Raw genomic sequence first — 18,760 nt, forward strand, 5'->3', positions numbered from 1 at the left:
CGACAGCGGGGAGGCGGACCGGGATGCGGCAGTGGGATCGCAGGTTTCAGAAGTGGAAACCGACGCTGCCATAGATGGTGAACGGCGCACCCGGATAAGCAAGACGATATCCGCTGGTCGGCGTTCCAAAATAACCGCCGCTCGAAATGTATTCGAAGGCGTTATACTTGTCGCCGGTGATGTTGAGAGCCGTCAGCGAAACGTCCATGGTCTTGTGCCCGGCGTAAGGCAGGTTGACCGGGACATTCAGCTTGGCAGACATGTTGAGCGTGCCGTAGCCAGCCATTTTCTGGTTGCTCGGCCCGGGGTTACCGCCAGGGCTCGACGCGCCGGTATTGTCGAACAGATACTGCGAGCCGGTGTACTGGTACCAGATCTTCGGCGTCAGAACCATCGAGCCAATCGGGAAATTGTAATACGCGCCGATATTGAGGTTCATGTCAGGCACGTAGGGAACGTGATAGCCGTTGAAATATTGCGGCGTATTCCCGGGCCCGGGATTGGCGTTGTAGCTCTGGTATTTCGCCTGGACAAAAGAGGCGTTGCCAAAGACGAACAGGTTGTAGATCGGGTTGTCGTTCGCGAACAGATTGACGCCCTGATAGACCGACGAACCCGTTGCGAAATACCCGTTGCCATTGATCTGAACGCTGAGCGACTGCTTCGCATAGCGGAGATGGAAATAATCCACTCCGGCGAGGAAGTGATGCAGGAACGGACGGTTGTTCACATGGAATTTCAGGCCAGCATCGAAATACTGCCCGTATTCCAGGGCGTAGGTCGTGACCGGGTTGATCTTCTGGAACAGGCCGCCACCGCCGCCCACCTGCGGTGCACGGTACACGTCCGCGACGGTGCCATAGACCGCCATCCACGGCAGGACCTGGAAATTCGCCGACAGCGACGGCTCGACACCGTTGCGGCTGACATGCGCACCGCAGACCGAGCCCTGCTCGGTAACAGTGCCGGCGGTCGAAGTGCCGTTCAGGACGCACTTGGTGCTCAGTACTGCGCCGGGAGCGAGCCCGAAATCCTGCTGCGCCGAGTCGCCATAAGAGGTCTGGAAGCTGACGAAGCGAATACCCGGCGTGATGTGCAGGCGCTGGATGGGATGGATGTCATCCTGCAGGAAGAAGGCCACATCGGTCTGGCTGAAATATCCCGAGCGGACCTTGCCGCCGATATTCGCAATACCCTTGTTGCCGCCGTTCGCGGTGTTATAGAAATTGTTTCTTGAGTTATAATCGTCATGGATGACGTAGGCACCGACATCGACGGTGTTGAACGGCAGCTTCTCCGTAAGCCAGAGCTTGTCGCCGATCACGTCGGTATGCGGGTTGTTGTATTCCATCTGCTGCGGCCCGGCGCTGTAAATGTCGTTGAGCCGGGAATGGACGCGGGAGAAATTCTCGAAGTAGGTCAGGTTGTGCAGGGTCGTGTTGCGGTCGAGATTGATGTTTTCGCGGCCGAACACCATCCACAACGCGTCGGTGTCGAATTTCTCGTAGTTGGTGAAGCTCGGGGTGCTGTAGAAGCCCGAGCTCTGCTGGCTGTAGAGCGTGCCGGAAGTCCCGTTGGTGTAGACACCGGGCTGCACGGCGGTCGGGATGACCGGAGTACGGTAGCCGGCGCTGCGGGCAAAGTAACCCCCGAACGCGACATCGCCGGCAGAGAAGGTCTTCACCGTCTTGAGGTAGATCGAATAGTTCTCGCTCGGGCTCTTGAACCCGTCAGGCGCGGTACGGAAGCTGTTGCCGTCGCCGGCACCGCCAGCAAGGATGGTCGACCAGCCGTGATAGGTGCCGGTGCGCAGGTCGAACTCGATGTTCTTCTGCCCATAGCTGCCATAGGTCATGTTGATGTCGCCGCCCGGCTTCGCCGTCGGCTGCAGCGGGGTGAACTCGATTGCGCCGCCGAAATTGTTATACCAGCGGTTGGCAGCCTCACCAGGACCATAGGTGGTGCTGACGCTCTGGATCATCCCGCTCTGCGGGATCATGTTCGACTGCCAGAGATTGGTGGACGGATCGACGACGGGAACGCCATCGAGCGTCACACCGAGCAGGCCGTCGGCGCTCAGCATGCTGCCATAGCCACCCCACCCCTGGGAAACGCCGTTCAGGGTGACGGTATATTTGGTGGACCCGGTGTTGCCGTAGCCGCTGACCTGCACGCCCGGCGCGTAGGACAGCATCTGCGCGGCACCCGCGACGGGGCCGGCGGCATCGAGAATCTTGCGGTTCAGCACGCGGGTCGTGGTGCCCGACTTGAAGACCTTCTTCTGGCTCGGCGCCACGGTGGCTCCCGCGACATAGCCGGTGCCGGCAGCACTCACCTCGCCGGCGCTGACCGTCTGCGCTTGTACCGCCACCGGAATGAGGCAGCTGGAAGAGAGAAGAAGCGCCACGAGGCGACGCTGCGCGACACGGCCGCCTGACCGGGTCGGCTCACGGTCGAGCGACCGGGCCTGCTGATAAAACCGCACAATGAGTCCCTTTCCGATAGTGGGTTTTTTCAGACCATCTCGCCCGCAAGCCTGGGAGCGTGCGGGGGGTCTGATTGGTTCGGCGTGTAAGCAGACCGGACGAAAGGTTACAACGCGCCTGAGCAGCCACGCCCTTTGGTTTCACGGAAACTTCGTTGAAACGACCCCGAAATGTAACATTCGCGGTCCGCCCATTTTTAAACGGTTGATATGCGTCATGGCGGTGGGCGGCCCGCGATACGCAAGCTGCGAAGCGGTTTGCCGGCGGGCCGCTCCTTCGAATACGCCGTGCAGGAGACGACGCATGAGCGGGACGCCGCGCGCGGAGACGAAGGGACGTTCGGGACGACGCGCGAAACGCACGACAATTCTGCTGGCGGTCGCGGCTCTCGCGGCAGCTGCGTTGTTCGGCTGGCAGGCACTACAACGGAGGCGGCAAGTGCCTGCCTACATCACCGCCGCCATCACCCGTGGCAACATCGTCGAGGCCGTGACCGCGACGGGAACGGTGAACCCGGTACTCAGCGTGATCGTCGGCTCCGCGGTTTCGGGGATCATCCAGTCGATCGACTGCGACTACAATACGATCGTGCGGCTCGGGCAGGTCTGCGCGCGGATCGATCCCCGCCCCTATCAGGCCGTGGTCGACCAGGATATCGCGGCGGTGGCGGTGGCGCGGGCGCAACTCTCCAAGGATGCCGCCGGGCTCGACTACGCGCGGCGCAACGCAAGCCGGCTCGCCGCACTGGCGCCGCGTCAATACGCCTCGCGCAATGCTGCCGACAGCGCGGAGGCCGCGATGCGCCAGGGCGTGGCGCAGACCGCGCTGGACCGGGCGGTGATCGCGCAGGATGAGGCCAGGCTTGCCGCCGCCCGCGCCAATCTCGGCTATACCGACATCGTCTCGCCGGTGAACGGCATCGTCGTTTCCCGCAACGTGACGATCGGGCAGACGGTGGCAGCCTCGTTCCAGACCCCCACACTCTTCCTGATCGCCACCGACCTGACGCGGATGCAGGTGGATACCAATGTCAGCGAGGGCGACATTGCCGGCATCCGGGCCGGCGAGACGGTGCAATTCACCGTGCTGGCCTTTCCGGGAAAGATGTTCGAAGGGCGGGTGACGCAGGTTCGCCAGTCGCCGCAGACGGTGCAGAACGTCGTGACCTACGATGTCGTGGTGGCGATCGATAACCGCGACCTCGCACTGAAGCCGGGCATGACCGCCTCGGTCAGGATCATCACCGCATCGCGTGAAAATGTGCTGCTCGTGCCGGGCCAGGCACTGCGCTTCCTCCCCGCGGGCGCGGCCGGCGGACCGGAGGCGGGTGCGCGGGTCTGGATGCTGCGGGCTGGCCGGCCGGTTGCCGTGCCGGTGGAGACCGGGCTTGCCGGCGACAGCCAGACCGAGATTGCCGGCGGCGGGCTGCGGGCGGGCGATGCGGTGATCATCGGCGAGCGGCAGAAGCGCCCTGGCTCGCCCTGGGTGCCGCGGTTCTGAGGGCGGTGGGATGACGGCGGCACCGGTGATCCAGCTGCGCGGAATCGGCCGACTCTATGGCAGCGGCGGGTTCGCGGTACACGCGCTGCGCGATGTCGATCTTGTGATCGAACGCGGCGAATTCGTCGCCATCATGGGGTCGTCCGGATCGGGGAAATCGACGCTGATGGCCATTCTCGGCTGTCTCGACCGTCCAAGTTGCGGCGAATACCGCTTCGAGGGCGTCGATGTCGCCGGGCTGGCCGAGCCGGCCCTTGCGGGGATCCGCAGCGCGCGGATCGGCTTCGTGTTCCAGAGCTTCAACCTCCTCGCCCGCACCAGCGCGCTCGACAATGTGGCGCTGCCGCTCGTCTACGCCGCGGCGGGGCCGGTGGATGGTGCTGCACGGCGGGCGCGGGCGCGGACGGCGCTCGGCCGCCTCGGCCTCGCCGGGCGGGAGGCCAACACGCCGGCCCAGCTTTCGGGCGGGCAACAACAGCGCGTGGCGATCGCGCGGGCGCTGATCAACGCGCCGCAGCTGCTGCTGGCCGACGAGCCGACCGGCAATCTCGATACCAGGACATCGCATGAAATCATGGCGACGCTGGCGGCGCTGAACCGCGAGCAGGGAGTCACGATCCTGGTGGTGACCCATGAGCAGGACATCGCGCGCTATGCGCGACGTGTGCTGACCATGCGCGACGGTCGGATCGTGGCGGACGAGCGGCAGGACGCACCGGCCGGACCGTCACCCTTGCCGGCGGCAGCAGAACCCGCGCCGGCCGCAGCCCCGGCCCGTGCGGGCAGTGGCGCCGCGCTCGGCTTCGTCCGCATGATTGTCGCGGCGGCACTCCAGGCGCTGGCGCGCAACCGGCTTCGGGCGGCTCTGACAATGCTGGGCGTGTGCATCGGTGTCGCCGCGCTGATCGCCATGGTCGCGGTTGGCCAGGGCGCGAATCAGGCGATCCGCAAGCAGATCGAGGGGCTCGGCACCAACCTGCTGGTCGTGCTGCCGGGTGCGACGACGGCGGGCGGCGCCCATGCCGGGTTCGGCAGCGCCTCGACGATCACGGTGGACGACGCGCGGGCGATCCTGCGCGAGGATCCGGCGGTGGGCCGGGTCGGCTACCTGATCCGCGCCGCCGCCCAGGTGCGCCATGCCAGCCGGAACTGGACCACGGCGATCCTTGGCGTCAGTCCCGACTATCCCGCGATGACCAACTGGCGGATTGCCGAAGGGCGGCCGCTCACCTCGCATGACGAGGCCGCCGGCGCACTCGTCGGGCTGATCGGGCAGACGGTGCGGCAGATGCTGTTCGCCCGCGGAGAGACGGCGCTCGGCGCCACCATGCTGGTGAAAGGCGCACCGATCCGCATCGTCGGCGTGCTCGCCGCCAAGGGGCAGACGCCTTTTGGCACCGATCAGGACGATGTCGTGATGCTGCCCTTCAGCACCGCCGAGCAGCGTGTGCTCGGCGCCGCAGCACCAAGCCGGGAGGAAACGCCGCTGAACTGGCCCTATCCGCCCTGGCCGAACCCTTACGCACTGCAACCCCGGCTCGCCGGCTATGTGAACCAGCTCTTCGCACAGGCGACGACACCGGAGGCCGTGCCGGAGGCGATGGAACAGATCGGCCACACGCTCAGCCTTCGCCACCGGATCCAGCCGGACGGGCTTAAGGATTTCTCGGTGCGCAATCTGAGCCAGATCGCCGCAGCGGCGCAGGGATCGAGCCGGGTCATGGCGCTGCTTCTCGCCATCGTCGCCTCGATCTCGCTGCTGGTCGGCGGCATCGGGATCATGAATATCCTGCTCGTCTCGGTCACCGAGCGGACCCGCGAAATCGGGCTCAGAATGGCGATCGGGGCGCGGCGGCTGCATGTTCTGCTGCAGTTTCTCGCCGAATCGGTGATCCTGAGCGTGACCGGCGGGCTGGCCGGCATCGTGCTCGGCGCCACGCTTTCGGGCGCCATCACGCTGTTCGCCGGCTGGCCCGCGCCACTCTCCCCGCTGGCGGTGGCGGGAGGTTTCCTGTTCGCCGCCGGCGTTGGCGTGGGGTTCGGCTTCTACCCCGCCCGCAAGGCATCGCGGCTCGATCCGATCGAGGCGCTGCGCTACGAGTAAGCGGCGGCAGACGGATTGACAGCGCCCGGCCTCGCATCGCAAACACGGCGCGCGCGGCCCGCCCGCGCCGGTGATGGGGTTCGCCGCAAACCGCCCGCGGGGCTGATGACTCCTGTTTCGTTCCGTCAGTCGCGGAGGAGCAGGCGCGCCCATGACCCAACCTTGCCGAACGGATTTCGCGGCCCACGCCGCCGCCGTTCCCCCTCCCCGCAATTCAAGTGTTTCGCCACGACAGGAAGGCAGTTCATGATCAAGACGCTTGCGTCCATCGCCGTGTTCGGCTCGCTCGGCTGCTGGGCGCGCTACGGCCAGACGATCTTCATGCAGGGCCTGTTCGGCCGCGGCTTCCCCGTCGCCGTTCTCAGCATCAACGTGCTCGGTTCGTTTGCGATCGGGTTCCTTTTCGTGCTGACGGCCGAGCGCGTCGCCATCGATCCGGCGTTGCGCACCGGCATCCTCACCGGGTTTCTCGGCGGATACACCACCTTCTCGACCTTCGAGCTCGAATCCCTCATGCTGGTCGAGAACGGCGAGATCGCGAAAGCGGGGCTCTATGTGCTGCTGTCGGTCGTGCTCGGGTTCATCGGCGCCTTTCTCGGCGTCTATCTGGCAAGGAATGTCTGAGATGGAAGAACAGGCCACACTGGTGCGCATCGCCCTCGACGAATCCGATCACGGACGGCGGCGCCATCTGATGCAGACGATCCTGGAGCGGCTGCGCGATGATTTTGCGCTCGACGGGGTTTCCGTGTTCCGCGGCATTGCCGGAATGAACGGGCAGCGGATCATCCATGCCGCCGACCTGATGCATTTTGATGTCGACCTACCGCTGATGATCGAATTCTGCTGCCCGCCGGACGTTGCCCGCGCGGCCGCGGCGTCACTCACCGATCTGGTGCCGGACGGGCATGTGATTTCCTGGCCGGTTACCCGTCATCGGCCGGGGTAGAGCGCCTTCCGATCCTTCTCGATCGGATGTCGTGCTCTATCCTGTTGGTCATCAGAGCATCTTTATCCGATCAGATGAGTCCATCTGATCCGATGATGTTCTGACGAGGCACAGCAGCGCCGGCAGGGCGAACAGCACCAGCGGAAACGCAACCGCGAATCCCGAGATCACCGCGATGGCGAGCGGCTGCTGCATGCCGCTGCCCTCGCCGATGCCGAGTGCGAGCGGCAACAGCGTCAGGATCGCGGCAAGCGTGGTCATCGCGATCGGGCGCAGCCGGTTCCGGCTTGCCGCAACCAGCGCCTCGCGGGGAGCCTGATGCGCGGCAAGGCTCTGGTATTCCGAGATGTAGAAAATCGCCATTTCGGTCGCGAGCCCGACGATCATCGTCATCCCCATCAGCGCGGTTATGTTGAGCGCCACACCCGAGAGATCGAGCCCGATGAACACCGCAAGGCTCGAGAGCAGCGCGGTGGCGACGATCGCCCCGGCGATGACGAAGCTGCGATAGAGGAACAGCAGCAGCACGAACTCGGCCAGCACGGCGGCGACGAACACGCGGGCAAGGCCGATGAATGCCTTCTGTTGCTGGCGGTAGAGCCCGCCAAGCCGGTAGCTCATGCCCGCCGGCAGCAGTCCAGGCTGCGCCAGCACGCGGCGCACCGAAGCAATCGCCGCGGAAATGCCGCCGCCGCTGATCCGCCCCGTTACCGCGACGATCTGACGCAGATTGTCGCGGGCGATCTCCGGCCGGCCCGACACCGTCTTCAGCGTCGCGAACGCCCCGAGCGGCACCAGCGCGCCGGAGGGTGCGGCGAGCGGCAGGCGCAGCAGATCGTCGGTCTGCGCGAAGGCATCGCGCGGCAGTTCCAGCCGCACGCCGGTAAACCGATCCTGGCCCGGCAGCGCGGTGACCACGCTGCCGCGCAGCGCCGTCGCCACCAGCCGCTCTACGGCGGCGGGATCGAAGCCAAACATCGCCGCCTTCGCAGGATCGACATGGATGTCGATCGAGTCCCCGGCGATCACCACGCCGTCCTGCACGCCCACCACGCCCGGAATCCGGCCGATCGCCGCTGCCACCCGCTTCGCCGTTTCATCCAGCCGCGCCGGGTCGCCATGCAGCTCGATCTCGATCGGCTCCGGCTGGCTGACAAGATCGCCAAGCAGGTCCGACATCAGCTGCGATTCGTCGAAATCGATGCCCGGCACACGGTCGGTGATCCGCTGGCGCAGCCGGTCCATCACCGTCCAGATCGGCGGTCGCTGCCCGAGCGGGCGAAGCTGGACGAAAATGTCGCCCTGATACGGCTCGTTGAGGTCGCCGCCGAGCCCGGCGCCGAGCCGGGTCGACCATGTCGCCACCGCCGGATCGGCGCGGAGAATATCCCCCACCTGGCGGATCTCGCGCGCCCCCTCGTCCAGCGAGGTGCCAGGACGCGCCTGGTAGTTGATCACGAACCCGCCCTCGTCCATCCGCGGCATGAAGCCGGTCGGCACCGCCGAATAGGCATAGGCGCCAGCCAGCACGAAGGGCACCAGCGCCACCAGCAGCCAGGCTGGCCGCCTCACCACAAGGTCGAGCACCCACCCATGCGTCCGCGCCAGCACCGACTCACGCGCGCCGCCGCCCGCGACCGGGTCGTGCCATTTGTCGAAATCGATCAGCCAGCGCGCCAGCACCGGCACCGCGAAGGCCGAGAACAGCCAGGAGGCGATCAGCGTGGAGGCCATGGTGATCGATAGCGCCTTGAAGAAGGCGCCGGTCACGCCGGAGAGGAAGGCAAGCGGGACGAACACGATCAGCGTCGCCAGCGACGAGCCGGCAAGCGGTGCCAGGAATTCCTGCGCCGCCGCCAGCACCGCGCCGCGCGCCGCGATCCCGCCCGCGCGCCCGGCCCGCCGCGCGACATGCTCGATCATCACGATCGCATCGTCGATCACCAGCCCCACCGCCGCGGCAAGGCCACCCAGCGTCATGATGTTGAAACTCATCCCCAACAGCGTGAGGATCAGCACCGCGGTCGCCATCGAGGCCGGCAGCACCAGCAGCGCGATCAGCGTGACACGCCAGCTCCGCAGGAAGCCGATCAGCACCAGCCCTGCCAGCACCACGCCGATCGCGATCGCATCGCGGACCGAGCCGGCGGCAGCGGTCACCAGCGTGCTCTGGTCGTACCATTTCACCAGCCGCACGCCCGCCGGCAGCCGGGTCTCATAGGCCGCGAGCGCGCGGCGCACCGCTGCATCCACCTGAACGGCGTTGCCGCTGGGCTGCTGGAAGACCTGCAACGTCACCGCGCGGTGATTGTTCTCGCTCACCCGGTAATAACGCGGCACCCGGCCCATCTCGACCCGTGCCACCTGCCCGAGCCGCACCACCCCGTCCGGCCCGCCGCCGACCACGATCCGCCGCACCTGCGCCATGGTTCGCAGCGTGTTCTGCTGCACCACCAGATAAAGACTGTCATGATCGGCGAGCCGGCCGACCGAGGCGAGCACGTTCGACCGCGATACCGCCTGCTCGACACTCGTCAGCGTCACATGCATCGCGGCGAGCTTCGCCGGATCGACGACGACATGCACCTCCGGCGTGTCGCCCCCCTGCACGCCGATCTTGGCCACACCGGGAATCCGCTCGAGTACCGGGACGATGTGATATTGCGCGATCGTCCTGAGATCCGCCTCCGAAATGCTGTGCGAGATCAGCGCATAGGCGATGATGGGAAACACGGTCGGGTCCATCCGCCGCACCACGTAGCGCGTGCCCTTGGGCAGGTCGGGCAATTGCTGCGCCAGCGCGGCGTCGACCTCGAGCGTTGCCGCCCGCATGTTGGTTCCCCAGTCGAAATCGATGAAAGCCTGCATCGATCCGCGCGAGGTGGTCAAGCGCACACCGCGCACGCCGGGCAGCGCCCGCAACGCCTGCTCGACCGGCTGGGTCACCTGCAGCATCATCTGATGCGCCGGCCGCGCCCCTGAATCGATGTTGATCCGCACCCGCGGGAACGAGGTGCGCGGGAACAGCCCCACTGGCAGGGATACCGCGCTGACCGCCCCGGCCAGCGCGAGGCACGCCATCAGGAACAGGACCGCCTTCTGCTGGCGGGCGAGGAACGCGGCGAAGTCCGGCATCAGTATCCCGGCTCCGCCTGCACGCGCACGGCAATTCCGGGTTGCAGCTGGGCATTCCCCGCGACCACGACCGGCAGAGACGGGTCGACCGGGCCGGCGACGATGCTCTCGCCATGCGCGCTCGCCAGCACGTGAACGATCACCCGCACCGCGTGACCGTCCCGTATCTGCCAGATCACCTCGCGCCCCTCCGCGGGCAGCGCCGCATCACGCGGCACGATCACGCCACGCACCGTGCCGGTGTCGATACGCGCGCGGACCATGCCGCCGATCAGCGCCTGCGCGGCGCCGAGCCCGACCGTCGCATCGACCAGCCCCGTCCGCGGATCGACCTCGCCTGACACCAGATCGATCCGCCCGCGCAATACAGCACCGCCAAACACACTCACCGATGCCGGCTGCCCCGCGGCGAGGCGCCGGGCCGCCGCCGGATCGACGCCGACGACCGCGACCAGCGCCGCCCGCCGCACCACCGTCGCGATCGCCGTCCCCGGCTGCAGCGCGGCGCCGGGTGCGGTTGAAATCGCGGTCACGATGCCGGCAAACGGCGCCTCGACCGCAGCCGTGGCCCGATCCGCACCCTCGCGCTTCAACGCATCGAGCGTCGCACGCGCCGCCTGCGCCGCCTGTTCCGCCTGCGCCAGCTGGATCCGGGTGGCGAGATGCTGCGCCAGCAGCGCCCGCGTGTGGGCGAGTATCCGCAGCGCCCCATCCCGCGCCGCGACGGCCTGTGCATAGGCGGCTCGCGTCGCCGCCGCGGCGGCGATCCGGGCGATCACCTGCCCCTTGCGGACAGCCATGCCCGGCCGCGCGTCGATCGCCGTCACAACCGCTTCGTAAAAGGTCGTGAGCGTCCGCGCCGCACCCGCCCCTGGCGCGATGTGGCCATAGGCTGTGATCGTGTGTTTCAGCGCGCCCCTTGTTACCGGAATGGTAGTGACCAGCACGCTCGGCTCGTCCGCCAGCGCGGCATTGCCCGCGAACCCGGCAACGGCCACCAGCACCAAGGTAAGACGCCGCACACCGGAGCAGAAAAATCGTGTCATGACATCAGTCCTTGGCGGGGCCAGAGAGGGAGCGAATCATCGGCAGGCCGGCGCCGAGCAGCGTGCGCAGCGATACGCGCCCGGCCGCGATCCGGCCCCGGAGGTCGATCGCCTCGGCCTGCCGGTTCGCCGCCGCATCGATCAGGTCGGCCTCGGCGCGGGCATCGACCAGCCCCGCCGCATAGGCGAGCCGCGCCGCCGCCGCATCGCGCCGGGCGATTGCCGCGCGCCGCGCCGCCTGGCGATATTCCGCGCCAAGCAACGTCAGCGCCTGTTGCGCCGCTTCCGCCTGTCCTGCCGCCTGGTCGAGTGCGGCGCGGAAGGCGGCTTTGAGTTGCCGGCGCGAGGCCCGCGCAACCGCGATCGCGCCGCGCTGGCCATCGAACAGCGGCAGGTCGAGCGTGATCGTCGGCCCCAGACTGGCCACCCGCGTCGTGTCGGTCCCGCCATTCACCGCGAGCGAGACCAGCGGGAACTGCGCGCGGATCGCAGCGCGCAGATCGGCATTCGTCGCTCGATAGCCGTAGCGCAGGGCGATCAGGTCGGGCCGCCGCCGGGCGAGATTGCCGACCAGCGCCGCCACACGCCGGGCCGGCAGCGGGGCGATGTCCGGTGCCGCGACCGGCAGGTCGGCGCCGGGTGCGAGGCCGAGCAGCGCGGCAAGGGCCGCGTGATCGGCCTGCTCCTGCTGCGCGATCGCATCCCGCGCTGTGTCGATCCCGGCGAGACTCGCCGCCGCCGTCGCCCCCGCGCCAATCGCAAGATTTCCCTGCCGGATCGCGGCGCGCGATGCGCGGTCGAGCCCGACCAGCGCGCTGCGCGCCCGGTCCAGCGCGGCCAGCCGTCGCCGCTCGTCCCAGAGGCCGATCGCCAGAATCTCCGCCTTCGCCGCCACTTGCCATTCCTGCCATTCGAACCGCGCCGCCGCCGCGGCGGTCCGCGCCCGGGCGGCGGAAAGGCGCGGGCCGCGTGTCACCAGCGCCGCGATGTCCTGGGTGATGCCGCCGGAGATCGACGGCGCGACCGCCGGCCCGCCGAGCAGGGCGGCGAACCCGCCGCTCACCTGCGGATCGGGCAGCAGCCCGGCGGCAAATTGCCGGGCGGCAGCGAGCCGCACCCCCGCCCGCCCGGCGGCCAGCGCCGGATCGTTCAGCACGGCGAGTGCGGCATAGTCCTCGGGCGTCAGGGCACCGCGCGCCGCAATCGTCCCGCCGCCCGGCAGCGCGCGGTCGAGTGCCGCAAGCGACCCGGCGGGGGATGGGTGCAGCGCGAGCGGCTCAGGGTGAAAACTGGCGCAGGCGGACAGGCCGAGCAGCGCGGCAAGGCCGGCGAAGCGGCGGAGAGAAGCGAGGGGAGAACCGATCACGCGTGGTTGGATGCCGGAGCGCAGCTGCCCCGCAGCTTACATGCAGTTTGTGATTCGGTAATGTTTCCCGTCGCGGCTTGACCGGCGCGCCGGTACCATGATCCTCCGCTCCGTGCATGACCGGACCGATGCGATGACGCAACCCAGCCTGGCCATTCTGCTGGTCGAGGACGACGACCTGACAGCGAATCTCGTGCGCGCCGCGCTTGGCGCCGAGGGGCATCTCGTCGCTGTTGCCGGCGATGGCAGGGAAGGCCTGCTGCGCGCCGCCGCCGGCCACGCGGGCAGGGCCTGGGATCTGCTGATCGTCGATCGCATGTTGCCGGGCCTCGATGGTCTCGCTCTGATCCGCACCCTGCGCGGCGCCGGCCTGAGCATGCCGGCGCTGTTCCTCACCGCCCTCGGCGGCATCGACGACCGGGTGGAGGGCCTGCGCGCCGGCGGCGATGACTATCTCGTCAAGCCCTTCGCCGCCGCCGAACTCGCCGCCCGCGTCGCCGCCCTGGCCCGGCGCGGCGAGATGCGCCCCTCCGGGCCGGTGCTCCGGGTCGAGGATCTCGAACTCGACCGGCTCACCCGCGCCGTCAGCCGCGCCGGCCGGCGCATCGACCTGAAGCCCCGCGAATACGAGGTGCTGGAATACATGATGCGCCATGCCGGCCGCGTGGTGACGCGGACGATGCTGCTCGAGGATGTCTGGAACTTCCATTTCGACCCGCGCACCAGCGTGGTGGAGTCGCATGTCTCCCGGCTGCGCGCCAAGCTCGGGGCGGGCGCCGGGCGCGAGCTGCTGCACACCGTGCGCGGCGCCGGATACCGCATCGGCGATCCCGCATGACTCGGCTCTGGCCGGCACCCGGTCACCCCGCGATCCTGCGCACCTCCGGCGTGCGTCTCGCCGCGCTCGGCGCCGCCGTGGCGGCGATGGGCGCCGTCATCGTCTTCGTCGTCATCTATTATGGAACCCTTGGCTCCCTGCGACAGACGCTCGATGCTTCGATCACCAACGAGATCGGCGAGATCCTGCCGCAGGGGACGGCAACGCCTGCCGCGGAGGCCGCCGGCGCCATCAACGCGGCCCTCGCGGAGAAGCCGTTCCGCATCTTCTACGCGCTTTCCGGGCCGAACGGCGCCGCCCTCGCGGGCAATCTGCGCCTCCCGCTGCCCGCGCCCGGCTGGCACACGCTGGACACGCCGGCCGGCGGCGCCTTCGCCCAAGGGGTGATGGAACTGCGCGTCCTCGTGGTCCGCCTGCGCGACGGCGCGTCGCTGCTCGTCGGCGTCGACGGCACGATGATCCGCCGGCTGAACGACCTGATCCGCCGCAGCTTCCTGATCGGCTTCGGCCTCACCCTCAGCCTTGGCCTCGCCGCCGGAATCGGTTTCGGCCGCAAGGCCCTCGCGCGGGTGAACGCGGTCAGCCTCGCCAGCCGCGAGATCATGGCCGGCGACCTCTCCCGCCGCATCCCGCTCGCCGGCAGCGGCGACGAGTTCGACCGCCTGGCCGAAACCGTGAACGCGATGCTCGACCGCATGCAGCATCTGATGGAAAATCTCGCAGCCGTCGGCAACGAGATCGCCCATGATCTCCGCTCGCCACTCGCCCGGTTGCGCGAAACCCTCGAACTCGCGCTGCGCGACCCCGAGCCGGCGGCGACCGGGACAGCCATCGCCGAGGCGATCGCGCAGGTCGACGGCGCGCTGGCGCTCTGCGGCGCCGTCCTCCGCCTCGCCCAGATCGAAACCGGTGCCCGCCGTGCCTCCTTTTCCAACATCGATCTGACCGACCTGCTGAACCGCCTGGTCGAGACCTACGAGACCGTGGCGGAGGAGGCGGGCCACCGTCTCATCGCGCAGGTCACGCCTCGCCTCGCCATCCGCGGCGATGCCCAGCTCCTCAATCAGATGTTCGCCAACCTGATCGAGAACGCGATGACCCATGCGGGCGGCCCGGCGCGCATCGGCCTCGTCGCCCGCGCTGAAGCGACGCGCGTGACGGTTCGCCTGACCGATGACGGCCCTGGCATTGCGCCGGACCACCGTGGTGCCGCGCTGCGCCGCTTCGGCCGGCTCGACCCGGCGCGCCATCGGCCCGGTTACGGCCTCGGCCTGCCGCTCTCCGCCGCCATCGCCGAACTGCACGATGCTGTCTTCACGCTTGACGATGCCACCCAGGGCGCGAACCGCCCGGGCCTCACCGTCACCCTCGTCTTTCCGGCGAGCAACGCCCCCAGACCGGGGTAAGGGTAGCGCCGACGAGCAGGAGACGATTTCAGGTCAGGGGTTTTCCCTCCGCCATGCCGTTGCGCGCGGAACCGCGGATCAGGCGCCGATACCGCTGGATGCGCGTCAGCAGGTGCCGTAACTCGGGACCGATCTGCTCCAGCTCGTCCAGATGCGTCTGCGACAGCGCGGCGAGCCTCGCCTCCCCGCTTTCGGTCAGCGCCAGCCGCACCCGCCTCCCATCCTCCGGATCGGTCGTCCGCGCCACGAAGCCGGCGGCCACCAGCCGGTCGACCAGTTCCACCGTGCTGTTGTGCTGCAGGATCAGGAACGCCGCGAGGTCGGACACGCTGGCGCTCCCCCGCCCCTGCATGGCGCGGATGCCGAGCAGCGCCTGGTGCTGGCGCGGCGTCAGCCCGTCGCGCCGGACGGCGGCCTCGCTGAAGGCGAGGAACTTCCGCAGGGCGAAGCGGAACGATGCCAGCATCTCGTAGTCCTCGTCGGTCAAACACGCATCAGCCATGCTGTCTCCTCTTCCCGGCGGGTTGTTGTATATCGTATTACGATATATGGCCAGCTCTTCCCTGCCCCGGAGTCCGCGATCAATGTCGTCATCGCCCCACCTTCCGTCTCCCGCCCGCCTTGGCGACTACACGACCGATCGCGGGATCTTCCGGCTGATCGGGTTCGGTGCCTGTGCCGGCCTGTTCGGCGTCATCGCCGGCTGGATCCTGCTGCGCATGATCGGGCTGATCAATAATCTCGTTTACTACGGGGTATGGTCGACCCGGATGCTCGCGGCAGGCGGCGCTGCGCCGGGCGGACATCCCGCGCTCTGGACGATCCTTGTTCCTGCCGGCGGTGCTGTGCTGATCGGCCTGATGGCCCGCTACGGATCGGAGAAAATCCGCGGTCATGGCATCCCCGAGGCGATCGAGGCGATCCTGCTCGGCGGCGCCCGGCTCGACCTGCGGGTAGCGATCCTCAAGCCGATCTCGTCAGCGATCTCGATCGGCACCGGCGGCCCATTTGGCGCCGAGGGGCCGATCATCATGACCGGCGGCGCCGCCGCCTCGCTGATGGCGCAGTGCTTCACCCTCACGGATGCCGAACGCAAGACCCTGCTCGTCGCCGGCGCCTGCGCGGGCATGACGGCGGTGTTCGGCACCCCGGTCGCCGCCCTTCTGCTCGCGGTCGAACTTCTGCTGTTCGAGCTGAAGCCTCGCAGCATCATTCCCGTCGGCGCCGCCTGCATCACCGCCGCGATCCTCCGCCGCTTCTGCATGGCTCCGGCACCGCTGTTTCCCTATGCCGGCGGCGTGATCGTCGATCCGCTGCACGCCCTGGGCTGGCTCGGCGTCGGGCTTGCCGCCGGGTTTGGCTCCGCCTTGCTCACCGTGCTCGTCTATGCCGCCGAGGACGGGTTCGAGACACTCCCGATCCACTGGATGTGGTGGCCGGTGCTCGGCGGCCTCGTCGTCGGCATCGGCGGCGTGTTCGACCCCGCTTCCCTCGGCGTCGGCTATCCCGACATCGCGCGCCTGCTCGCCGGCACGCTGGCCGGGGGTGCCGCGATCCGCCTCGTCCTGGTCAAGGGCGTGATCTGGTCGGTGGCGCTGGGCTCGGGCACGTCGGGCGGCGTGCTGGCCCCGCTGCTGATCATCGGCGGCGCGCTCGGCGCGGTCATGGCCCCCGTGATGCCGCACGCCGCCCCCGGCTTCTGGGTGGTGCTCGGCATGGCGGCGATGATGGGCGGCACCATGCGCGCCCCGATGACCTCGACGCTGTTCGCCGTCGAACTCACCGGCAATCACCTCGTCCTCCTGCCGGTGCTCGCCGCCAGCATGGCCAGCATGGCGGTGACCGTCCTGCTGATGAAGCGCTCGATCCTGACCGAGAAGATCGCCCGAAGGGGCCATCACCTCACCCGCGAATACAGCATCGATCCGCTCGCCGTGACCCGCATCCGCGACATCATGGCGACCAAGGTGGACACGCTGGCCGCGGATCTGCCGGTGGGGGCGGCGATCGAGCGGTTCCTCTCGCACGCGGCAGCACACCGCGCCTTTCCGGTGACCGGGCCGGACGGCCTGGTGCTCGGCCTCGTCTCCCGCGCCGACATCCTCGACTGGATCGGCGACGAGGTGCGGCGCGACCTGCCGTTGCGCGCGATGCTCGCCGGACGCGAGGTGGCCACCGCCGCGCCCGACGAGATGGCCGACACCATCGCGGTGCGCATGCTCACCCGGAACGCCCCGCGCATCCCCGTGGTCGACACGGATGGACGCCTCCTCGGCATCGTCTCCCGCGCCGACCTGCTGCGCGTCCACCAGCGCGTCATGCTCGCTGAAACCCGCCGCGAGCGGTTCTTCCCCTTCCGCCGCCGCGCCGCCGCACAGGAAGCGCAAAAGCCCGAGCCGCTCGCCGTGCCGTAAGGCGCCCCGCCGTCCGGAGCGCGGCGGATTGGCGCGCCGCCCCGTCCCCGGCATAACGGGGGCGACCACTTGGCCGACCCCTCGATTCCGGCGGGAGCACAAACATGCTGATCCTGAACCCCGATCCCGCCCATCGCGCGCCGCTCGACACCGCCGATGCGGCACTGCTCGGCGCGGATGCGGCCGACGAACTCGCCCGCCACCTCGCCCACCGCCCCGATCACCGCCCGACGCCGCTCATCGCCCTGCCTTGCCTCGCAGCCCGGCTCGGCGTCGCTGCCCTCCACCTCAAGGACGAATCGTCCCGCTTCGGCCTCGGCAGTTTCAAGGCGCTCGGCGGCGCCTATGCCGTGGTCCGCCTGGTGCTGGAGGAAGCCGCCCGCCGCCTCGGCCGCCCCGTCGGCTACGCCGACATGACCACGCCGGAGGTCCGCCGCATCGCCGCCACCATGACCTTCGCCTGCGCGACCGACGGCAATCACGGCCGCTCGGTGGCGCAGGGCGCGGCGATGCTGGGCAGCCGCTGCGCGATCCTCGTGCATGCAGGCGTCAGCCCGGCGCGGGTGGCGGCGATCGCGGACCTCGGCGCCGAGATCATCCATGTCGATGGCACCTATGATGATTCGGTGGCGGAGGCCGCCCGCCTGTCCGCCGCCCGTGGCTGGACCCTCGTGTCCGACATGTCGTGGCCGGGCTACGAACGGATTCCGGGCCTCGTCATGCAGGGCTATGTCGCGATGGTGGACGAGGCGCTCGCCGCCATGCCGGCGCCGCCCACCCATGTCTTCATCCAGGCCGGCGTCGGCGGCCTCGCCGCCGCGGTCGCCGGCCATCTCGCCGAACGCTTCGGCGCGCTTCGGCCGACCCTCATCGTCGTCGAGCCCGACCGCGCAGCCTGCGTGCTGGCGGCGGCGCGCGCCGGCAGAACCATCCGCATCGAGGCCGGCGCGCCGACGGTGATGGCCATGCTCGAATGCTACGAAACCTCGCTCGTCGCCTGGCGAATCCTCGCCCGCGCCGCCGACGCCTTCATGACGGTGAGCGAGGACGATGCCGTTGCAGCGATGAACCGCCTCGCCCGGCCCGACTCCGGCGATGTGGCGGTGGTGGCCGGCGAAAGCGGCGGCGCTGGCCTCGCCGGACTGCTCCGCGTCACCGGCGATGCCGGGGCACGGCAGGCGCTCGGCTGCGGCGCGGAAGCGCGGATCCTGGTCTTCAACACCGAGGGCGCGACCGATCCGGCGCGCTACCGCGACCTCGTCGGCCTCGACCCGGCGCTGGTGGCCGGCGCGGGATTATGCTCGATATAGATCGCCGCGCCCCCTGAGCGCTTGATCGAAGCGCTTGATCGAGCGGACGAAGTCCAGCCTTTCCTGCACCTCGCTGATGGCGGGTGCCGTGGCCGGCTCGCCGAGCGACTTTCCCTCGTACACCGCCTCGAATTTCAGCGAATGCGCTCGGCGGCCCCAGGAATTGCAGAGGTCCACCGGCGCGTCGCGAATACAGAGCATTACAT

The 18,760-nt window shown here is 68.7% G+C and carries 14 protein-coding genes and 1 riboswitch; of the genes, 8 read left to right on the forward strand and 6 right to left on the reverse strand.

Annotation, left to right across the window (positions count from 1 at the left end; all coding sequences use genetic code 11):
• Positions 1-46: 46 nt before the first annotated feature.
• A complete protein-coding gene (locus tag HUW10_RS08335) occupies positions 47-2,485 on the reverse strand; it encodes a TonB-dependent receptor (protein ID WP_174503071.1) in 2,439 nt (812 codons plus the stop codon).
• Positions 2,486-2,789: 304 nt separating this feature from the next.
• On the opposite strand from HUW10_RS08335, the gene HUW10_RS08340 reads away from it, so the two are divergent.
• The 4 genes from HUW10_RS08340 (at position 2,790) to HUW10_RS08355 (ending at position 7,039) form a co-directional block, all read left to right on the forward strand.
• Positions 2,790-3,986 carry an efflux RND transporter periplasmic adaptor subunit gene (locus tag HUW10_RS08340; protein WP_174503072.1) on the forward strand — a complete coding sequence of 399 codons (1,197 nt, stop codon included), beginning with the start codon at positions 2,790-2,792 and terminating at the stop codon, positions 3,984-3,986.
• Between the two features lie 10 nt (positions 3,987-3,996).
• Positions 3,997-6,090, forward strand: a complete 2,094-nt coding sequence (locus HUW10_RS08345) for an ABC transporter permease (protein WP_174503073.1) — start codon at positions 3,997-3,999, stop codon at positions 6,088-6,090.
• Positions 6,091-6,150: 60 nt separating this feature from the next.
• Positions 6,151-6,212: riboswitch (Fluoride riboswitch) on the forward strand.
• A 124-nt stretch (positions 6,213-6,336) separates the two neighbouring features.
• The gene (gene crcB / locus HUW10_RS08350; protein ID WP_174503074.1) at positions 6,337-6,714 is read left to right on the forward strand and encodes a fluoride efflux transporter CrcB; all 378 of its coding nucleotides are present in this window, start codon (positions 6,337-6,339) and stop codon (positions 6,712-6,714) included.
• A gap of 1 nt (position 6,715) precedes the next feature.
• The gene (locus HUW10_RS08355; protein ID WP_174503075.1) at positions 6,716-7,039 is read left to right on the forward strand and encodes a DUF190 domain-containing protein; all 324 of its coding nucleotides are present in this window, start codon (positions 6,716-6,718) and stop codon (positions 7,037-7,039) included.
• A 51-nt stretch (positions 7,040-7,090) separates the two neighbouring features.
• Here the strand turns inward: HUW10_RS08355 and HUW10_RS08360 are convergent, their stop codons facing one another.
• From HUW10_RS08360 to HUW10_RS08370, 3 genes are read right to left on the reverse strand one after another with little or no spacing between them, the layout of a single operon-like run.
• Entirely contained in the window at positions 7,091-10,174 is a 3,084-nt protein-coding gene (locus HUW10_RS08360) for an efflux RND transporter permease subunit (protein WP_236656296.1), read from the reverse strand.
• Entirely contained in the window at positions 10,174-11,220 is a 1,047-nt protein-coding gene (locus HUW10_RS08365) for an efflux RND transporter periplasmic adaptor subunit (RefSeq protein ID WP_174503076.1), read from the reverse strand. The genes HUW10_RS08360 and HUW10_RS08365 overlap by 1 nt, the downstream gene beginning before the upstream one ends.
• A gap of 4 nt (positions 11,221-11,224) precedes the next feature.
• The gene (locus HUW10_RS08370) at positions 11,225-12,586 is read right to left on the reverse strand and encodes a TolC family protein (protein WP_174503077.1); all 1,362 of its coding nucleotides are present in this window, start codon (positions 12,584-12,586) and stop codon (positions 11,225-11,227) included.
• 97 nt (positions 12,587-12,683) lie between these two features.
• On the opposite strand from HUW10_RS08370, the gene HUW10_RS08375 reads away from it, so the two are divergent.
• The gene (locus HUW10_RS08375) at positions 12,684-13,424 is read left to right on the forward strand and encodes a response regulator transcription factor (protein WP_174503078.1); all 741 of its coding nucleotides are present in this window, start codon (positions 12,684-12,686) and stop codon (positions 13,422-13,424) included.
• Positions 13,421-14,830: a HAMP domain-containing sensor histidine kinase gene (locus HUW10_RS08380; protein ID WP_174503079.1), complete on the forward strand. Its 1,410-nt coding sequence runs from the start codon at positions 13,421-13,423 to the stop codon at positions 14,828-14,830. Before HUW10_RS08375 ends, HUW10_RS08380 begins: the two co-directional genes overlap by 4 nt.
• Positions 14,831-14,858: 28 nt before the next feature.
• On the opposite strand, the gene HUW10_RS08385 is transcribed toward HUW10_RS08380, so the two are convergent.
• The gene (locus tag HUW10_RS08385; RefSeq protein WP_174503080.1) at positions 14,859-15,332 is read right to left on the reverse strand and encodes a MarR family winged helix-turn-helix transcriptional regulator; all 474 of its coding nucleotides are present in this window, start codon (positions 15,330-15,332) and stop codon (positions 14,859-14,861) included.
• 82 nt (positions 15,333-15,414) lie between these two features.
• Here HUW10_RS08385 and HUW10_RS08390 point away from each other — a divergent pair, with 82 nt between their 5' ends.
• Together HUW10_RS08390 and HUW10_RS08395 are read left to right on the forward strand one after the other, a co-directional pair.
• Complete coding sequence (locus HUW10_RS08390) at positions 15,415-17,244, forward strand: chloride channel protein (RefSeq protein ID WP_174503081.1); 1,830 nt, start codon at positions 15,415-15,417, stop codon at positions 17,242-17,244.
• Between the two features lie 104 nt (positions 17,245-17,348).
• A complete protein-coding gene (locus HUW10_RS08395; protein ID WP_174503082.1) occupies positions 17,349-18,554 on the forward strand; it encodes a diaminopropionate ammonia-lyase in 1,206 nt (401 codons plus the stop codon).
• On the opposite strand, the gene HUW10_RS08400 is transcribed toward HUW10_RS08395, so the two are convergent.
• Positions 18,540-18,755, reverse strand: a complete 216-nt coding sequence (locus HUW10_RS08400; protein ID WP_174503083.1) for a hypothetical protein — start codon at positions 18,753-18,755, stop codon at positions 18,540-18,542. The genes HUW10_RS08395 and HUW10_RS08400 overlap by 15 nt on opposite strands.
• Positions 18,756-18,760: the final 5 nt, after the last annotated feature.

It is taken from the genome of Acidiphilium sp. C61, from assembly GCF_905116885.1.
Taxonomy (GTDB): Bacteria; Pseudomonadota; Alphaproteobacteria; order Acetobacterales; family Acetobacteraceae; genus Acidiphilium.

What these genes read in the sequence shown, in the direction of transcription:
- HUW10_RS08400 (WP_174503083.1), bottom strand. Translation starts at nt 18,755, where the DNA reads ATGCTCTGTATTCGCGACGCGCCGGTGGACCTCTGCAATTCCTGGGGC.
- HUW10_RS08395 (WP_174503082.1), top strand. Translation starts at nt 17,349, where the DNA reads ATGCTGATCCTGAACCCCGATCCCGCCCATCGCGCGCCGCTCGACACC.
- HUW10_RS08390 (WP_174503081.1), top strand. Translation starts at nt 15,415, where the DNA reads ATGTCGTCATCGCCCCACCTTCCGTCTCCCGCCCGCCTTGGCGACTAC.
- HUW10_RS08375 (WP_174503078.1), top strand. Translation starts at nt 12,684, where the DNA reads ATGATCCTCCGCTCCGTGCATGACCGGACCGATGCGATGACGCAACCC.
- HUW10_RS08355 (WP_174503075.1), top strand. Translation starts at nt 6,716, where the DNA reads ATGGAAGAACAGGCCACACTGGTGCGCATCGCCCTCGACGAATCCGAT.
- crcB (WP_174503074.1), top strand. Translation starts at nt 6,337, where the DNA reads ATGATCAAGACGCTTGCGTCCATCGCCGTGTTCGGCTCGCTCGGCTGC.
- HUW10_RS08360 (WP_236656296.1), bottom strand. Translation starts at nt 10,174, where the DNA reads ATGCCGGACTTCGCCGCGTTCCTCGCCCGCCAGCAGAAGGCGGTCCTG.
- HUW10_RS08340 (WP_174503072.1), top strand. Translation starts at nt 2,790, where the DNA reads ATGAGCGGGACGCCGCGCGCGGAGACGAAGGGACGTTCGGGACGACGC.
- HUW10_RS08380 (WP_174503079.1), top strand. Translation starts at nt 13,421, where the DNA reads ATGACTCGGCTCTGGCCGGCACCCGGTCACCCCGCGATCCTGCGCACC.
- HUW10_RS08385 (WP_174503080.1), bottom strand. Translation starts at nt 15,332, where the DNA reads ATGGCTGATGCGTGTTTGACCGACGAGGACTACGAGATGCTGGCATCG.
- HUW10_RS08365 (WP_174503076.1), bottom strand. Translation starts at nt 11,220, where the DNA reads ATGACACGATTTTTCTGCTCCGGTGTGCGGCGTCTTACCTTGGTGCTG.
- HUW10_RS08345 (WP_174503073.1), top strand. Translation starts at nt 3,997, where the DNA reads ATGACGGCGGCACCGGTGATCCAGCTGCGCGGAATCGGCCGACTCTAT.